A 16,143-nucleotide genomic window follows, 5' to 3' on the forward strand; every position below is an offset into this window, starting at 1 on the left:
TGAATTTATTTCAAAACTTTGTTTAAAAAGTCAACCGTTAAATTCAATGTTTCTGTAAACCAAGGTTCTGCCGACCAAAAAGAATGCGGTGTATCTTTGATTTCATGAAATTCTGTTGGAATGTTATAGCTTTTCAATTTTTTCATCATATCATCTCGGCCCGCATGAAAACGAGGTTGAGAACTGTTGATGAAAAGAGTAGGAGGTGTATTTTTATTCACATACTCCAAAGGGGAAGCTTCTTTCCAGATTTTCGGATTGTCTTTTTGCTGATACCCCAGCCAATAAGCATCGTAAGTTCCTTCTTTACCGGATTCCGCATGAATAAAAGAAACAACGCCATCTACATTTACAATAGCCTGAATTTTATTCTTTTTTTTCACGCCAACCAAAGTCGCAATTTGTGCACCCGCAGATTCACCCAAGACCACCATTTTCTTTTTATCTAAAGAATACTTTTTATGATTTTTCTTTAACCATTTAATCCCAGTTTCAATATCTTCAATTCCGGCAGGATATTTTGCAACATCAGCCAATCGGTAACCAATAGCGATTACTACATAACCTTTTGAAGCCAGTTCCATAGCCATGAACTTTTCATTTTCCTTACTTCCCGAAACCCAGCCGCCGCCGTGAACCATTGCGATTCCGGGGTGTTGTTTTGATTGATCAAGAGGATAATAAATATCAGCTTTTAAAGAAAGCCCGTTGATATTGGTATATTCTACATCTTTATCGATTTTGATGTTTTGCGGAACAGGTCGATCAATTGGAGTTGTGAAAGGATATTTTTTCTTGAATTTTTCAAAAGTACCTTCGTTCGTGTAAGGAGTAGCATTCGGTCGATTTACCTGCCCGAATGCCATTGTCCCCACAAAAAAAATAGAAATATAAGTATGTTGTATGTTAAAAATCATTCGCTTATGGAATTTTTTTAATACTGTTTTTTATTTTGTTGTTTGGATTATCGCAAAGATTCAATGCTTTTTAAAAGCTTTATATTTTACTTCAATGCTTCGACAAGCTCAGCATGACAAGGCTACAAAATGATCGCTAATAAAATAGTTATTATTAGGGATGTCACACTGAGCCTGTCGAAGTGTTTAAATTAATAATCTTTGCTATTTCCAACTATTTAACCGCATTTTTTGCTACATCTGTTCCGATAGAAAGAGAACTTTTATCAGACGTCACTTCTTTCGGTAACATTACTGTTCCCGTTTTGCTTCCTAAAACTTTCACAACAGGTTTATTTGTAGATTCAAATTTCACTGTTGAAAGGTTGATGTTTTTACTGTTGTAAATGGTTGCTCCCGTTCCTTCAGTATATTTCAGCTTAATATTTTTCAATTGAATTCCGTCTGCGTCAATGATTGTCATTCCTTTTTTTGTGTCAAACTGAGAATCTTCAATTACGATATTTTTAAGATTCATTTCCGCTAAACCAAACAATGTGATTGCTTCATAAGAATTAACCGCATTGATGTTTTTAAAGAAAATATTTCTGAAAATCGGAGTTTCTTCTGTTACAGGATATACTTTTTCCGGTGCTTTGTTGCCTTCCTGCTTCTGTCCGTCTTCCAAAACCGGAGATGCTCCTTCATAGAACATATTGAATCCAATTACTTGTGTTGGAATGTTGATCATATCAATATTTTTGATGTAAATATTTTCTACAATTCCGCCTCTCCCACGAGTTGTTTTAAAACGAAGACCGATATCTGTTCCGATGAAAGTACAGTCAGAAACATGAATATTTCTCGCTCCTCCGGACATTTCGCTTCCTATCACAAAACCTCCGTGACCGTGATACACGACATTATTTTTAATGATCACATTTTCAGTTGGCATATTTCTTTTTCTACCATCTTTATCTTTTCCTGATTTAATACAGATCGCATCGTCGCCAACGTCGAATGTATTGTCGTAAATCAAAACATTTTTACAAGATTCCAGATCTACACCGTCACCGTTTTGAGAAAACCAAGGATTTCTTACCGTAAGATTTCTTAAAATAACGTTAGAACACATCAATGGATGAAGATTCCAAGCTGGTGAATTTTGGAAAGTTGGTCCGTCCAGTAATACTTTGTCACAATCTACCAAACTTACCATTACCGGACGAAGAAAATCTTTAACTGTTGCTAATTCATCTTTAGAAATTTTATCAGGAACATTAAAGCTAGAACTGCTTTCAAATCCTTTTTTATAACTTTCTGAAGGATACCAGTTTTTACCGTCAGCAGATAAAATTCCGCCGGATTTTACGATTTCTTTCCATTCAGATTCTGAAACTTTGCTTTTTTTGATGGCTCTCCATGCATCACCGCTTCCGTCAATCACCCCTTTTCCTGTGATGGCAATATTGGTTGCATTTTTCGCTGAAATTGGGGACTGACAACGAATGGTATTTAATCCTTCAAAACTTACATCTACCAAAGGATAGTCGTTTTTATCTTTACTGAAAACAATAAAGGCTCCTTCTTCTATGTGAAGATTGATGTTGCTTTTTAATTCGATGGGACCCGTTAGCCACATTCCTCTCGGAACGACTAATTTTCCACCTCCTTTTTTACTTAAATCCTGGATGGCTTTTTTGAAAGCTTCCGTATTTTTTACATTTCCGCCTGCAACACCACCATATTGCATGATAGAAACTGTGTTAGCTGCAAAAGAAGTTTCTGCAACCTGAGGCATTTTAAACTCAATGTTTTTATAAATATCTAAATTCTGAGCATACATTTGCCCTGAAAACATCATTGCTGCTATTAAACCGATAACTTTGAGAGACTTCTTCATTTTTTATTTTTTCTGAGTTTTAATTACTTTTTTAAATTCCTGATAAACAATTGATGCTACTGCTTTCGCTCCTTCCGGCTGGAAATGGGTGTTGTCTTTTTGTCCTTTTGGATAAGCTACATACACATTTTCCGGTAGATTCATGAAGTAATGATTGGTTGTAAAATCCTGTCCTTTTTTCGTAAAATATTCCATTGATAATTTATTTAAATCGATGTATGGAACATTCATTTCTTTGACAATATCAATCGGAGCCTGCCAATATTCTCCGTGTACATTTTCCAGTTTTCCGTCTTTCCAAGGGTAATTTCTGGCAACTGGAGTTAAAATAACAGGATTTCCTCCTTTTTCTCTTGTCTGGCTAACAAATAATCGTAAAAATTCTTTATATCCCTGAATATTTACATAACGTTCCTGATTTTTCTCTGAACTATCATTATGACCAAACTGCATGATGACATAATCGTTCGGCTGCAAATGTTCATACACATATCTCCATCTTCCTTCCTGAAAAAAAGATCGGGTACTTCTTCCGCCGTGTGCTCTGTCGATAATGGTAACAGAATCTGTTGTAATTGCGGGTTTCAAAGAAGCCAGACTATCTTTTACAAAAAACGGTTGGAAAACCTGTCCCCAACCTGTAATCGGGTAACGGACTTTCATATAATCTTTTCTGGGTTCGTAATCTCCGGTATAATCTGCCATCGTTGAATCTCCGATGAGGTAAATATGCGTAACTTTTTTATTGCGCTTTGCCGTTGCCTTTTGAGCATAGTTTTGTGACTGACATGCAGACAACAGCAAAACGACGAATAAAAATGAAACTATATTAAATTTTCTTTTCATGATTCATATATCTTGTTGGTAATCGCAAAGGCGCAAAGTTTTTTTATCTTAATTATGTTTTAAGGCGCAAGAAAATCAAAGATTTTTAGCAATTTTTTATGGTAATCAATTTTATCTTCGATAAAATCCTTGCGTCTTAAAGCGTATACTTTTAAATTTTCTTTGCGTCTTTGCGATTTACCAACCCTAATTCTAATTTTTAGTTATTCTAAACCAATCAAAATCTGCATAGCCACCACGAGAAGCTTTTGCTGTACTTACACTGTATAAGCCTACTTTAGCTCCAATCCATTTTCCGGGTTTTGCTTGGAAAACGTCACCTACTTTTGTGAAAGTTTTTCCGTTTTCACTGTAGCTGAATTGGCACAAACCGTTTGGTTCGTTCACGTTTACTTTCAAATATGCTTCGTTTCCTTTTAATTTGGTTTCAAATAAAACTTTTTCCTCCCCGCCTTTATCTGCTTTTTCGGCTCTTCTTAATTGTAAATAAAATCCATCCGGTTTGTTGGTAATTACGATTGATTCATGATCTAATCCCATTACTAAAAGTCCTGCAGTTTTTCCTTCTTTGGCATCTTCGGGAGTTAATTTAACTTTTGTTGAAGCTGCAAAATTCGGAGCTGGGAATTTTTGTGTTAATAAATTCGGAACATTCCAAAGGTTTTTTTCACCTTCAGGAACTTTCATGGAAAACAATCTTAAAAATTTCTGTCCAGGAAGCTTGGATGACCAAACGATATTTTCATTAGCGCTCCATTGCCATTGAATTCCTAATTTTTCACCGTCAAATTCATCTGTTTCAGGAGGTGTAATGACAGGGTAGGATTGACCCACGTTTGGTTTTTTGTATGTTAAAATCGGTTCACCGATTCCGTTTTTATTATTATCAATTCCGATTACTGGCCAGTCTTTTTCCCATTTCATGGGTTGTAAGTGAACGACTCTTCCGCCCGCATCAATATCCTGAAAATGGTAGAACCAGTCTTCACCAGATTGCGTATCTACCCAAGCTCCCTGATGAGGTCCGTTGATTTTTGTTGAACCCTGTTCCAACACTACTTTTTCCTCATAAGGACCATAAATATTCTTTGACCTTAAAACCAATTGCCAACCTGTAGCAACGCCACCTGCAGGAGCAAAAATATAGTAATAGCCGTTTTTTTTATACATTTTCGGACCTTCAACGGTTGGATGTGCATCGTGACCGTCGAAAACATGGACACCTTTATCCAGAACTTTCGTTCCTTCGGGATTCATTTTATTTAGAGATAAAATACTTTTTACTCCGGCACGGCTTCCTGCCCAACCATGAACTAAATAGGCATTTCCATCATCGTCCCAGAAAGGACAAGAATCAATCAATCCTTTTCCTTCCATGACCAAGACTGGTTTTTCCCAAGCACCAAGAGGATCTTTGGTTTTAACCATATAAATTCCAAAATCAGGATCGCCCCAATAAATGTAGAATTCACCTTTATGAAATCTAATGCTTGGCGCCCAAACTCCGTCTCCTCTTTTTGGTGTGGAAAAATGTTCATTTGGTAAAACATCAGGAAGTGCATAATTTACTAATTTCCAGTTGATCATATCTTTTGAATGAAGAATGGGCAACCCCGGAGCTTCATTGAAACTTGAAGCCGTCATATAATAATCGTCACCTACACGAATCGCATCCGGATCGGAATAATCTGCGTAAAGGATAGGATTTTTGTAATTTTTCCCCTGATCGGCAATCCAGACTTCCGAAACGTAATTTTTTTCCTGTGCATTCAAAAAATTTGATGCAATAGAAAGAACCGTTACTGAAAGTATATTTAAAATGTTTTTCGTCTTCATAAATCAGATTTTAATCTGGCTTCTTTTTAACGCTAAATGCGCTAATATTTTTTTAATGGCTTGCTGTATATTTTTCGTTCGCAAAAGCGTTTTACTCAGCAAAGGCTAGCTGCTTTTTTGTTTTGTCATTTCGACGTTAGGAGAAATCTATTATATATTTATAGATTCTTCACTACGCTTTCGCTTCGTTCTGAATGACAGCTCTGTAATAATTTATTTTTCAAATTCTATACTCGCCAAAATAAATGGTCCTGTTCCTTTTGCGTCGTTGGAACGAATTTCTTCATTTACATAATATTCGTAAGAACCGTCTCTGTATGGTTTTCCTCCTAAACCTGCAACTGCACAACATTTATTTAAATTAACGACACCGTTTTCATCAACTGTAATTAAATTTTTAATGATTCCATCATAGCCTTTTTTAGCATACGCTTTATAAGATTTTGGTAAGTAACCGTTGTTTACAGATTTAATGATGGTATAAACAAACATTGCTGAAGCAGTTGCTTCTTCATAATTTCCTTTTTCCCCAGCTTTATCCAAAACCTGATACCAAAGACCAGAGTTTTTATCCTGAACTTTGATAATTGTATCTGTATACGATTTTATGTAAGAAATTAATCTTGCTCTTCCGGGATGATCTTTAGGTAAAAAATCTAAAACGTCAACCATTGCCATTCCGTACCAACCCATAGATCTTCCCCAGAAATTTGGAGAAAGTCCTGTTTCTTTGTTTGCCCAAGCTTCTTTTTTACTTTCATCCCAAGCGTGATACAGCAATCCTGTTTTTTTGTCTAAAAGGTGTTTCTGAACCGAATCAAACTGTAAAAGAATGTCATCGTATGCTTTTGTTGCATCGGTTCCTTTTATAAAATCATGAGTATAATGTGTGTAGAACGGCATTCCCATGTAAAGACCGTCAAGCCATACTTGGTTCGGGTATATTTTTTTGTGCCAGAAAGAGCCTTCTGATGTTCTTGGCTGTCCGTCGATTTGTGTGCGAAGCATTTGTAATGCTTTTAGATATTTTTCTTTTTTCTCTTTTTCATAAAGATAAAGCAATACATTTCCACTATTCAGAAGATCGATGTTGTATTTGTCTAATTCGTAAGTTAAGATACTGCCGTCTTCTTTTACCAGTTTTTCGCCAAAGTCGCTGATGTAGTTGTAATATTCTTTTTTGCCTGTTTTAGCATATAATTTTTCAGCACCATCTAAAACAATTGCTGAAGGATACGTCCATTTCGGACTTTTACTGAAATCGAGCATCCAGGCTTCCGGAAATCTATGCATCTCGGAAAGCATCATTCTTTCAGACCATTTTAGGTTGGTCGGAACTATTTTTCCTAATTTTGACGTTTCAGTTGATGGCTTTGCAGCAGTTGCAGTTTTTGTCTGTGCACAAGCCAGAAACATTCCTGATCCTAGAATTGCGACAGCGTATGCTTTTATTTTATTATTAATGAAATTCATGATTTTAAACTTTAAAGTTGATTATTTTTTTACCGAATTTAACAAAGAGTTTTCATGGTTATTAGAATTGTTTTTCGGTTATTTTTTTAACAATATCATTAAAATAGACTTCAATATTATCGTAGTTTTTATCTAAATCTCTTCCGTTGGCATTGGCAACTTTTGGATTTAATTTATTTTTTATTTCCCATTCATCGGGCATTCCGTCATTGTCAGAATCGGGTAGAGGTGTTCCTTGTTTTAAATCTGGAAATCCGCCAACATCTTTTTGAGAATCGATGATTCCATTTGTGCTTCCTTTTGAACCTTTATAAGTAAAGCTTCCGTTTTTTACATCTTTCAAAACATGCAAATCAACAGCGTCTCTCACCAAACTTGCTCCACCGATCTGCAAAATTTTGTCATAAGCATCTTTTGGATAATCTGTTTTTACATTATTCTGAATATCGTGTGACTCATTGATTTTTATTCCATTTTTGTCTTTATCCGTCAGATTGTAAGATGGTTTCATTTGAGCGAAAACACCTTTCGTCCAATTGTCTTTTGATATTTCAGGATTTCCTTCAATTACATTTCCGTTGATGTAATATTTCCCCCAAATGTTGTAAACTTCAGTTTCAGGTCTTTCATTTTTATCAATGGCAACGATTCGTTGTTTGGTCATGGTTGCAGGTCCCGGTTTATAGTAGTTGTTGACGATATTCACGTTCATCCCTTCACCGCCGTAAATATTGTTGTGTCCCCAGTTGTAAATGACATTATTTCTGAAATCGATAAGATCCGTCAATGCAAATTTGCTTCCTGCATATTCTCCCAATCTAGGATTTCTACTGTCGTGATGAGCATACATATTATGATGAAAAGAAGCAAATTTTCCGCCTGCAATTCCGCCATATCCGTGAGCTCCTTTTTGGTGAAAAGAATTTCTTAAGCTTTCTGCAATCACGCACCATTGAAGTGTCGTATTTTCATTGACATAAATGGAAACCGTTTCATCCGTCGACCAGCTCATTGAACAATGATCAACAATCAGGTTTTTAATAAATCTTGCGCCTAAAGCATCACCTTCAAATTTTTTCTGATCGCCCATTCGGAAGCGCATGTAACGTATAACCACATTATTTGCGCCTACAAAAGTTTCGTAGTTAGCCACAGTAATTCCGTCTCCGGGAGCTGTTTGTCCGGCAATGGTGACATCGCCTTCTTTTATTTTTAAAGGAGATTCTAAGTAGATTGTTCCGCCAGTTTTAAAAACAATATATCTAGAACCTTTTTGATCTAAAGCGTATCTTAACGTTCCTTCTGAACCGTCATCTGTCAGTTTTGTTACAAAATACACCTTTCCGCCACGACCGCCTGTTGTATATCTTCCGAAACCTTCTGCACCAGGAAAACTTAACACATTTTGAGCATTACTCGGTGTGGATATACCGAGTAGAATTCCTATTGTGAACAGTTTTGTGAAGTGTTTTTTCATGATTGAAAATGCTTTGGTGTTTTTGATGATTAGGTTTAATTTATTTTAAACTTTTTTTCACGTTCCAGTTGTCTTTTCCTTTCAGAATATTGTCTAGAGTATATTTTTTTCTTTCGTCTTTTGTTAATTGATGCGACCAGGAAACTCTTTTAGAAATATTCGCTCCGTTTCCTTTTGAATTAAATTCTCCATAGAAAGTTGTTTTTTCTGCATCTGGTTTGCTCCAGTTGTGCCATCCTTCAGGTTTTATGGTTGAATTGATTTCACAATCGATGTAAACGGTTTTTGCAAAAGGTCTCCAAGGTCTTCCTAAATAGACTGAGCTTTCTTTAGCATTTCCTATGATTTTAGAATTAATAAAGACAAATCCGAATTCGTTTTCCTGCGGAGTAGAAGCGGCTGTCACATAACTTGCTGTTTCTTTGGAATAAATTGTACAGTTTTCAAAAACGGCGGTTCCTGCTCCGAAAATATAATCGGTTGTGCCTTCGATATAGCAGTTTTTAAAATAATTTCTTGAAGCTTTTGTTTTATCAGGTGAATCCTGAACTCCTTTTAAATATAAAGTATCCTGATTTCCTAAGAATCTGCAGTTTTCAAAAGCAATTCTGTCACCTGAAGTTAATACAGCAACGGCTTGTCCGACTCTTCCTGAACTGTTTTCAAATGAAATATTTTTCGCTGTAAAATCATTCGAATAAATAAAAATTGTTGAAGAATTTGTTGTCCCGATGTCTTTTCCTTCTGAATTCTTTTTTGAAGCAAAATCGTCGTAAGTAATCATCGTATTTTCCGGATTTTCTCCTTCTAATAGAATCGCTCCTTTAGATTCGGGAATGATAATTTTTTCTTTGTAAGTTCCAGCTTTAATTAAAATTTTTGTTCTTGTGGAAGAACCATTTTCAACGGCATCGATGGCTTGTTGTACCGTGGTAAAGTTGCCTTTTCCGTCTTTTGAAACCACGATTATTTTATCATTGGTTTTAAAAGAAAGAAGACTTAACAAGATGATCGAAAAGATTGAAAGTGATGTTAAATTTTTAAGAAAAGTGAACGTTTTCATTGAAAAATTTTTAGTTAAAATACAGACTTCTCTTTTTACGGAGAAAGCCTGTATTTCTTTGATATGAATGTGAAATTTTTATCTAGTAACCGTAATCCTGTGTAAGATTATAGTTAGAATTAACAACATCTAAAGCTAATGGAAGCAATTCTCTCTTATTTGGCTGGAAATAATATGCATAACTCTTCACCGGATCACCACTGATGTATGGCTGAGTCATCGCAAGTCTCCAGTTTATTTTTGTATAGCCGGAAGGTGTTGCCACACTTTGGTTCGGGCTGTAGAAAATATCTGCTTTTGCAACTCCTGTAGCTGTATAAAAATCGATGTCAGAAACGTTTTGCTGAGCTGTTTTTGTAGGAGTATACGTTACTTTTTTGTAGAAAATATATTCCGGAACGTTTGCATAAGCTCCTGTACCATTCATGAATTGGGTAAGCTTGGCTCTTGTTTCATTGATTTTAGTTTCTAATAAATTCCAACGAATCAAGTCATATTTTCTAAGTCCTTCTCCACCAAATTCCAATTGTCTTTCTTTTACAATATAATTAAAGAACCCTGTTTTGTCTGTAGGAATTGTTCCTACCTGTCCTAAATTACCTGCATAAGCTCTTTGTCTAACAGACATTACTGCATTGATAGCTTCTGTAGAAGGTCCGCTGTGAAGTTCATTGTCGGCTTCAGCAAACATTAAAAGAATATCTGAATATCTTAATAAAGGCCAGTCGATTCCTAAGTTCTGAGAAGTTCCTGTAATAGAAGTCCATGATTTTCTAAATTTACCGTCATTCCAGTTGATAGAGGTCTGAAGTTCTTCCTGTTTTGTAGTATTTACTCTGAAGATGGCGATGTTTACGTCTCTTCTTAAGTCATATTTAGTGAATTCATAGAAATATACAGGAATTGCATTGATTCCTCCTGAAGATTTCCAGTCTGTATCATCATGTCTCAAACCGTTGTAATAACCTATTTTACTATCTGTTCTTGAATTTCCTCCGAAAGCACCAATTGCATAAATAACTTCATTCGTTGCGTCTTGAGAATTGGTATGCAAAGCTCTGAATAATCCTTCATAGCTTGGATTAAGCTGATGTTGCCCAGAATTGATGATGTCTTTACATTCATCATAAGCAATCTGATAATATTTTTGTGGATTAGAACCCTGTAACATTTGCTGTGGACTTCTTCTTAAAGAATATCCTGCTCTTGCCAATGCGATTCTTGCTCTTAAACCTTTTACTGCACCTTTTGAAATTCTTTGTGCTGTTGTACCACCTTCAGATCTCCAAGGTACAAGGCTTTCCGCTTTTAACAAATCATCAAGAATTTTATCGTAAATAAAATCTCTGTCTGTTTTTGCAAGATACAAATCCGGAAGATCTGCCGAAGGAACATCCTGAAACGGAACATCTCCCCAGTTTTTAATAAGATCGGAGTAAAATTGAGCCCTCAATGTTAAAGCTTCTCCCAAATATCTGTTCATTAATACTTTGTCTGCAGCAGAACCAGTTTGCATTACAGGTGAAAGTGGAATGTTTTTAATAACAAGATTTGCTCTCTCAATTCCTGCATAAGTATCTAAGAAAGGTCTTATAAGTTCTGTGTTTGTAGGTATTGCGCCAAAACAGCTGATTCCTCTTCTGTCATTGGCATTGTAATCCCCTGAAGTTCTTAAATCATCTCCTGATTGTGTAAGAATCAAGTTCATTCTCTGACCATAGGTATTGTCTCCCATAGTAGCATTGTAAACTCCCGTCAATGCTGAAAACGTATCAGAAGCGGAGTCAAATTGCTGTGCTTCAGCTGTATTAGATAAGCTTTCTACATCCAGATATTGTTCACATGAATTTAAAGATATTAATCCTGCAATGGAAAATAGAATAGCTAAAAATTTATTTTTCTTCATAATATTAGGGTTTAAAAAGTTATGTCAACTCCTGATAAGATAAATCTGCTGCGTGGATAAGCGGCATAATCTACACCAGGTGTTAAAGGATTTCTTCTTGTATTAGCTTCCGGATCATATCCAGAGTATCCTGTGATTGTAAATACATTGTTCATAGTGAAGTACAATCTGAAATTTGAAAGACCTAATTGTTTAGTAAAATCTTTTCCAAGAGAATATCCGATAGTTACGTTGTTCAATCTTAAGAAAGATCCGTCTTCAATAGCGTACGAATGTAGGAAATAGGCACCTGCAGGAGGAGTCCATCCCGTGGTATTGGCATTTAGAGCCGCTAATGCCGTAGGATCATTTACCTTGTTGCCTGCATCATCAAACCATTTCCATCTGTTGGCAACTTCTGCCAACATGTTGTTGTCTTTGTATAAATATTGCGTTGAATATTCAAGTTTATTGGCATTATATACTTTGTTTCCGACTGAGAAATTGAACATTAAGCTCATATCCCAGTTTTTATAACGGAAAGTTTGGTTGAAACCACCGTAGAATTTAGGTTGAGCACTTCCTAGATCGGTCATATCTTTATTGTCAATAATTCCATCACCGTTCAGATCAGCAAGTTTAAGATCTCCCGGTTGTACAGCTTTTGCTCCATTTGCAGCAGACGCAGAACTTGGAATACCTGATTTCAATGTATAAACCTGTGTAGTCGGATTATAATCAAAATCGCTTATTTCGTATCTTCCTGCTGTCACATATCCCCAAAATGTTCCTACCGGTTTACCAACCTGTACCAAGAAGTCATTTAAGCTGTTTTGCCATCCTGAAGGATATAAATATGAATTAGCACTTGCAGATCCGTTACTTCCTAAACTTTTGATGGTATTTTTATTTGAAGATATATTAGCGTCAATTTTCCATGTAAAATTATCTTTGTTGATAATAGTACTTCCTATAGAGAATTCAATCCCTTTATTTGTCGTGCTTCCTGAGTTTTGATATTGATATTCATAACCTGTAGTCTGAGGAATTTTTGCTAAAAGCAATAAATCTTTGGTATCTGTTTGATATATATCAAGAGCACCATATATTCTTCCTTTAAATAAACCAAAGTCTAAACCTAAATTTTTAGAAGATGCTGATTCCCACTTTATATTCTTGTTAGCCATGATATTTCCTGTAGTAGCACCAGGTGTTACGTTGTTTCCAAACGCATATCCGTAGTCAGATGATGTGATAAAGAACGTATCATATAGAAAGGCTTGGATTCTATTATTCCCAGATAAACCGTATCCTGCACGAAGTTTTAATTCGCTGATTGTTTTGCTGTCTTTTAAAAATTTCTCTTCACTAATTTTCCAGGCGGCAGAAGCTGCAGGGAAATATCCCCATCTGTTTCCCGGTCCGAATACGCTGGATCCATCTACTCTCATAGAGGCTGTAAGGATATACTTATTTTTAAAAATATAGTTGGCTCTACTAAAAAATGATGCTATTCTGTCAGGTAAAACGTTTGTTTTTGGAATATCTTGTACCAAACCGGATGGAGCTGTAGCAGACTGAACATTGGCAAATGCTTCCTGTGCACTAATAGATTTTGGAAGCCATTTGATATTCATAGTTAATGATTCGGCATCTGTTTTAACAATTTCTTGTCCTGCCAATAAATCTAATTTATGGTTTCCAAATGTTTTTCTGAAATTTAATGTATTGGTATTGGTAATTCTTCTTGATTGGGTTTTGCTAAGAAAAACTACAGGCTGATCATTATTCTGTCTTGCTAATGTCGTTACAGTACCGGAAAATTGATTAACAAATTCATCTCTCTGTACATATCCAATGACACTTCTGAAAGTAAAATCTTTGTTGATTTTATATTCCAAAGTTCCGTTTAACAATAAATCATTTCTTCCGTTTTCCTTAATTTCATTATTGGCTAATAAAATAGGGTTTACCAAGTTCGTTTGATCAGCAAATAAAGGATCAAATTCATCGACACTTACTGTAGAACCTCCCTCAAATGGTTGATATCTTACAGCATTTCTCAATCGGTTAGTACTTTGTGAACCTGTAGAAGATGTTCCTGCTCCAAAGATAGTTTGTCGGCTGTATCTGGCGTTCAATGTCATACTTACTTTCTTTGAAAGCTCATAATCATATTTGAAATTCGCCATATTTCTTTTAAATCCTGAACCGATCATGATTCCGTCTTCCTGTACATTATTCAATGATAATGAAAAAGATGAATTATCAGATCCTCCAGTTACAGAAAGGTTGTGAGTAAAGTTGAATGCCTCTCTTCCAAAAACTTCATCCTGCCAATCTCTTTTTTTGACATCCTTATATTTACTCAATTGATCATAAGTTCCGTATCTTGCTTTAAAAGCATCAATATCAGTCTGTACACCTGCTTTGTTGTAGAGTTCATATTGATAAAGCACATATTGATACGGATCTAATACATCAATCGTATTCTGAATTTTTCTTACACCTAAGAATCCGTTGTAATTAATAGATGTTTTTGCTCTTTTACGACCTCCTTTTGTCGTAATCAAAACTACTCCGTTTGCACCTCTTGCTCCATAAATATTGGTAGAAGATGCATCTTTTAAAACCTCAATAGATTCAATCTCTTTTGGTGATAAAATTGATAAAGCATTGTCCATCTGAACACCATCTACGATGTAGAGTGGAGCATTACTACCTGTAATAGAGTTACCTCCTCTGATCACGATGTCTACATCAGCTCCTGGAGAACCCTCACTTAATGAAACCTGTACACCGGCCATTCTTCCCTGAATGGCTTCTGCAGCATTGGTTGATGGCATATCCTTGATTGCGTCTGCTTTTACAGAAGCAACGGAATTGGTAACGTCTTTTTTAGAAACTTTGGTATATCCCACCAAAACCACTTCGTCGATTTTGGTTTCTTTATCCTTTTTAGTTTCTTTTTCTTGAGCCAGTGCAAGGACAGGAAGTAGAAAGACAGTTAGATATAACCACTTTATTGATTGTACTTTTTTATCCATTTTGTATCCTTATAGTTTTAATTTTTTGGTTGAAAGTTTTTTCTCAATCTTTGTCTTTTGGTGGATTTTTAAGTATTCTACAGCTTTTTAGTGGCAAATATTTTTAGAAATGTTTTACGCTTTCCGGAGTGCAATCGATTGCGTAATTTTTCATAAAAAATATCTTGGCTCCTAAACTAATATTATTTTTTAATACGCAAAGAAAAAAATATTATTTTTTCATTAATTTGATTGTTTGAAGTATTAATTTTCATAAAACATACGTTTGTTAGTTTTATTTAAATTATTGAATATTAATAGTTTGTTTGTTTTTAAATCATAAATTGACAGCACAATAAATTTTTTCATTTTTTTATTGTTTGACATTTTAAAACTTAAATTTTTCTTAAAATTTTTCTGATTTTTGTCTGTAAAAATTCCCCAAATTGATGACCGAGAAGAAAAATTTCACTCTTTTCCTGATTTTTGTCATCTTTTTAACATTATATTTTATTGCAATTTTTTACTTAATAAAGATTAATCATATTGTGTATTATATATAGAGTGATTTTAAGTTATTATTATCAAATTGGTATTTTGTTTTTACAATTTTTTTTGGCATGATTTTATATTTAAGCTATGGTTGAGTATTAATTTTGGTTAATATAAATCCCGAAATTTTGCTGGAATATTTCATTTATTTCGATAAAAGTTAATTTTATTTTATTGTTTTTCAATTAATTATAAATTAAAATTAATTTTTTGTTAACTAATTAAAGAATAATTATATATTTATCCCACAAGTATTCCTACAGAATTTTAGTGTAATTTTATGCAATCGATTACGCAATGTTTAACAGGTTTGATAAAACCGCAAATTAGAAAAAGTATAAAGTAGTATGACAAAATCAGAATTTCGTTACGCCCATCATCCCGAAGATGTAAAAAAATATACAACTGAAGAACTGAGAAGGGAGTTTTTGATGAATGATTTATTTAATGAAGATCAGATCAATGTAGTGTATTCTATGTATGATAGAATGATTGTTGGTGGTGCAATGCCTGTAAAAAGTGCATTGAAACTGGAACCAACCGACGATTTAAAAGCTGAAAACTTCCTTGACAGAAGAGAATTGGGAATCATCAATGTAGGTGCAGCCGGAAAGGTGACGGTTGATGGCGAAGTTTTCGAACTGGGAAATAAAGAAGCTTTATACATCGGAAAAGGAACAAAAGATGTAGTTTTTGAAAACGGAAATGAAGGTCAGACTTTATTTTATTTCAATTCTGCACCGGCTCATCATTCTTATCCTACAAAGAAAATCACGAAAAACGAAGCTGAAATTGTAGAATTAGGCGAAACAAAATACGCAAACAGAAGAACGATCAACAAATTGATTGTAAACAGCGTATTGGAAACCTGCCAACTGCAAATGGGAATGACCGAATTGCACGAAGGAAGCGTTTGGAACACAATGCCTTCTCACACACACACCAGAAGAATGGAAGCATATTTCTATTTTAATCTTGAGGAAGGTCAGGCGGTAAGTCATTTCTTAGGTCAGCCAAATGAAACGCGTCATATCTTTATGAAAAACAACGAAGCTGTATTGTCTCCGGAATGGTCGATTCACTCAGGGGTTGGAACTTCCAACTATACATTTATCTGGGGAATGGCAGGAGAAAATATGGATTATGGCGATATGGACGCTGTTAAAACAAACGAATTAAAGTAATT

General features: G+C 35.0%; 10 protein-coding genes. 1 reads left to right on the plus strand and 9 read right to left on the minus strand.

Features of this window, described 5'->3' with window-relative positions; all coding sequences use genetic code 11:
- Positions 1-5: 5 nt before the first annotated feature.
- From ABD940_RS13825 to ABD940_RS13865, 9 genes are all read right to left on the minus strand, one after another.
- Positions 6-917: an alpha/beta hydrolase gene (locus tag ABD940_RS13825; protein ID WP_345205037.1), complete on the minus strand. Its 912-nt coding sequence runs from the start codon at positions 915-917 to the stop codon at positions 6-8.
- A gap of 214 nt (positions 918-1,131) precedes the next feature.
- The gene (locus ABD940_RS13830; RefSeq protein WP_345205040.1) at positions 1,132-2,799 is read right to left on the minus strand and encodes a glycoside hydrolase family 28 protein; all 1,668 of its coding nucleotides are present in this window, start codon (positions 2,797-2,799) and stop codon (positions 1,132-1,134) included.
- A gap of 3 nt (positions 2,800-2,802) precedes the next feature.
- The gene (locus ABD940_RS13835) at positions 2,803-3,645 is read right to left on the minus strand and encodes a rhamnogalacturonan acetylesterase (RefSeq protein WP_345205042.1); all 843 of its coding nucleotides are present in this window, start codon (positions 3,643-3,645) and stop codon (positions 2,803-2,805) included.
- Between the two features lie 192 nt (positions 3,646-3,837).
- Positions 3,838-5,481 (minus strand): glycoside hydrolase family 43 protein, encoded by a 1,644-nt coding sequence (locus tag ABD940_RS13840; protein WP_345205045.1) that lies wholly within the window; start codon positions 5,479-5,481, stop codon positions 3,838-3,840.
- Positions 5,482-5,694: 213 nt separating this feature from the next.
- Entirely contained in the window at positions 5,695-6,954 is a 1,260-nt protein-coding gene (locus tag ABD940_RS13845) for a glycoside hydrolase family 88/105 protein (protein WP_345205047.1), read from the minus strand.
- Between the two features lie 61 nt (positions 6,955-7,015).
- Positions 7,016-8,431: a pectate lyase family protein gene (locus tag ABD940_RS13850; protein WP_345205050.1), complete on the minus strand. Its 1,416-nt coding sequence runs from the start codon at positions 8,429-8,431 to the stop codon at positions 7,016-7,018.
- Between the two features lie 40 nt (positions 8,432-8,471).
- Positions 8,472-9,494 carry a pectinesterase family protein gene (locus tag ABD940_RS13855; RefSeq protein ID WP_345205053.1) on the minus strand — a complete coding sequence of 341 codons (1,023 nt, stop codon included), beginning with the start codon at positions 9,492-9,494 and terminating at the stop codon, positions 8,472-8,474.
- Between the two features lie 82 nt (positions 9,495-9,576).
- The gene (locus tag ABD940_RS13860) at positions 9,577-11,400 is read right to left on the minus strand and encodes a RagB/SusD family nutrient uptake outer membrane protein (RefSeq protein WP_345205055.1); all 1,824 of its coding nucleotides are present in this window, start codon (positions 11,398-11,400) and stop codon (positions 9,577-9,579) included.
- Positions 11,401-11,411: 11 nt separating this feature from the next.
- A complete protein-coding gene (locus ABD940_RS13865; RefSeq protein WP_345205058.1) occupies positions 11,412-14,426 on the minus strand; it encodes a SusC/RagA family TonB-linked outer membrane protein in 3,015 nt (1,004 codons plus the stop codon).
- 878 nt (positions 14,427-15,304) lie between these two features.
- On the opposite strand from ABD940_RS13865, the gene kduI reads away from it, so the two are divergent.
- Positions 15,305-16,141 carry a 5-dehydro-4-deoxy-D-glucuronate isomerase gene (kduI, locus tag ABD940_RS13870; protein ID WP_345205060.1) on the plus strand — a complete coding sequence of 279 codons (837 nt, stop codon included), beginning with the start codon at positions 15,305-15,307 and terminating at the stop codon, positions 16,139-16,141.
- The last annotated feature ends 2 nt before the right edge of the window (positions 16,142-16,143 follow it).

Origin of the sequence: Chryseobacterium ginsengisoli, from assembly GCF_039542325.1 — a bacterium.
GTDB lineage: Bacteria > Bacteroidota > Bacteroidia > Flavobacteriales > Weeksellaceae > Chryseobacterium > Chryseobacterium ginsengisoli.

Bases quoted from the DNA above. Each gene is read 5' to 3' on its own strand.
- ABD940_RS13825 (WP_345205037.1), bottom strand. From the start codon at position 917: ATGATTTTTAACATACAACATACTTATATTTCTATTTTTTTTGTGGGG.
- ABD940_RS13830 (WP_345205040.1), bottom strand. From the start codon at position 2,799: ATGAAGAAGTCTCTCAAAGTTATCGGTTTAATAGCAGCAATGATGTTT.
- ABD940_RS13860 (WP_345205055.1), bottom strand. From the start codon at position 11,400: ATGAAGAAAAATAAATTTTTAGCTATTCTATTTTCCATTGCAGGATTA.
- ABD940_RS13845 (WP_345205047.1), bottom strand. From the start codon at position 6,954: ATGAATTTCATTAATAATAAAATAAAAGCATACGCTGTCGCAATTCTA.
- ABD940_RS13840 (WP_345205045.1), bottom strand. From the start codon at position 5,481: ATGAAGACGAAAAACATTTTAAATATACTTTCAGTAACGGTTCTTTCT.
- ABD940_RS13865 (WP_345205058.1), bottom strand. From the start codon at position 14,426: ATGGATAAAAAAGTACAATCAATAAAGTGGTTATATCTAACTGTCTTT.
- ABD940_RS13835 (WP_345205042.1), bottom strand. From the start codon at position 3,645: ATGAAAAGAAAATTTAATATAGTTTCATTTTTATTCGTCGTTTTGCTG.
- ABD940_RS13855 (WP_345205053.1), bottom strand. From the start codon at position 9,494: ATGAAAACGTTCACTTTTCTTAAAAATTTAACATCACTTTCAATCTTT.
- ABD940_RS13850 (WP_345205050.1), bottom strand. From the start codon at position 8,431: ATGAAAAAACACTTCACAAAACTGTTCACAATAGGAATTCTACTCGGT.
- kduI (WP_345205060.1), top strand. From the start codon at position 15,305: ATGACAAAATCAGAATTTCGTTACGCCCATCATCCCGAAGATGTAAAA.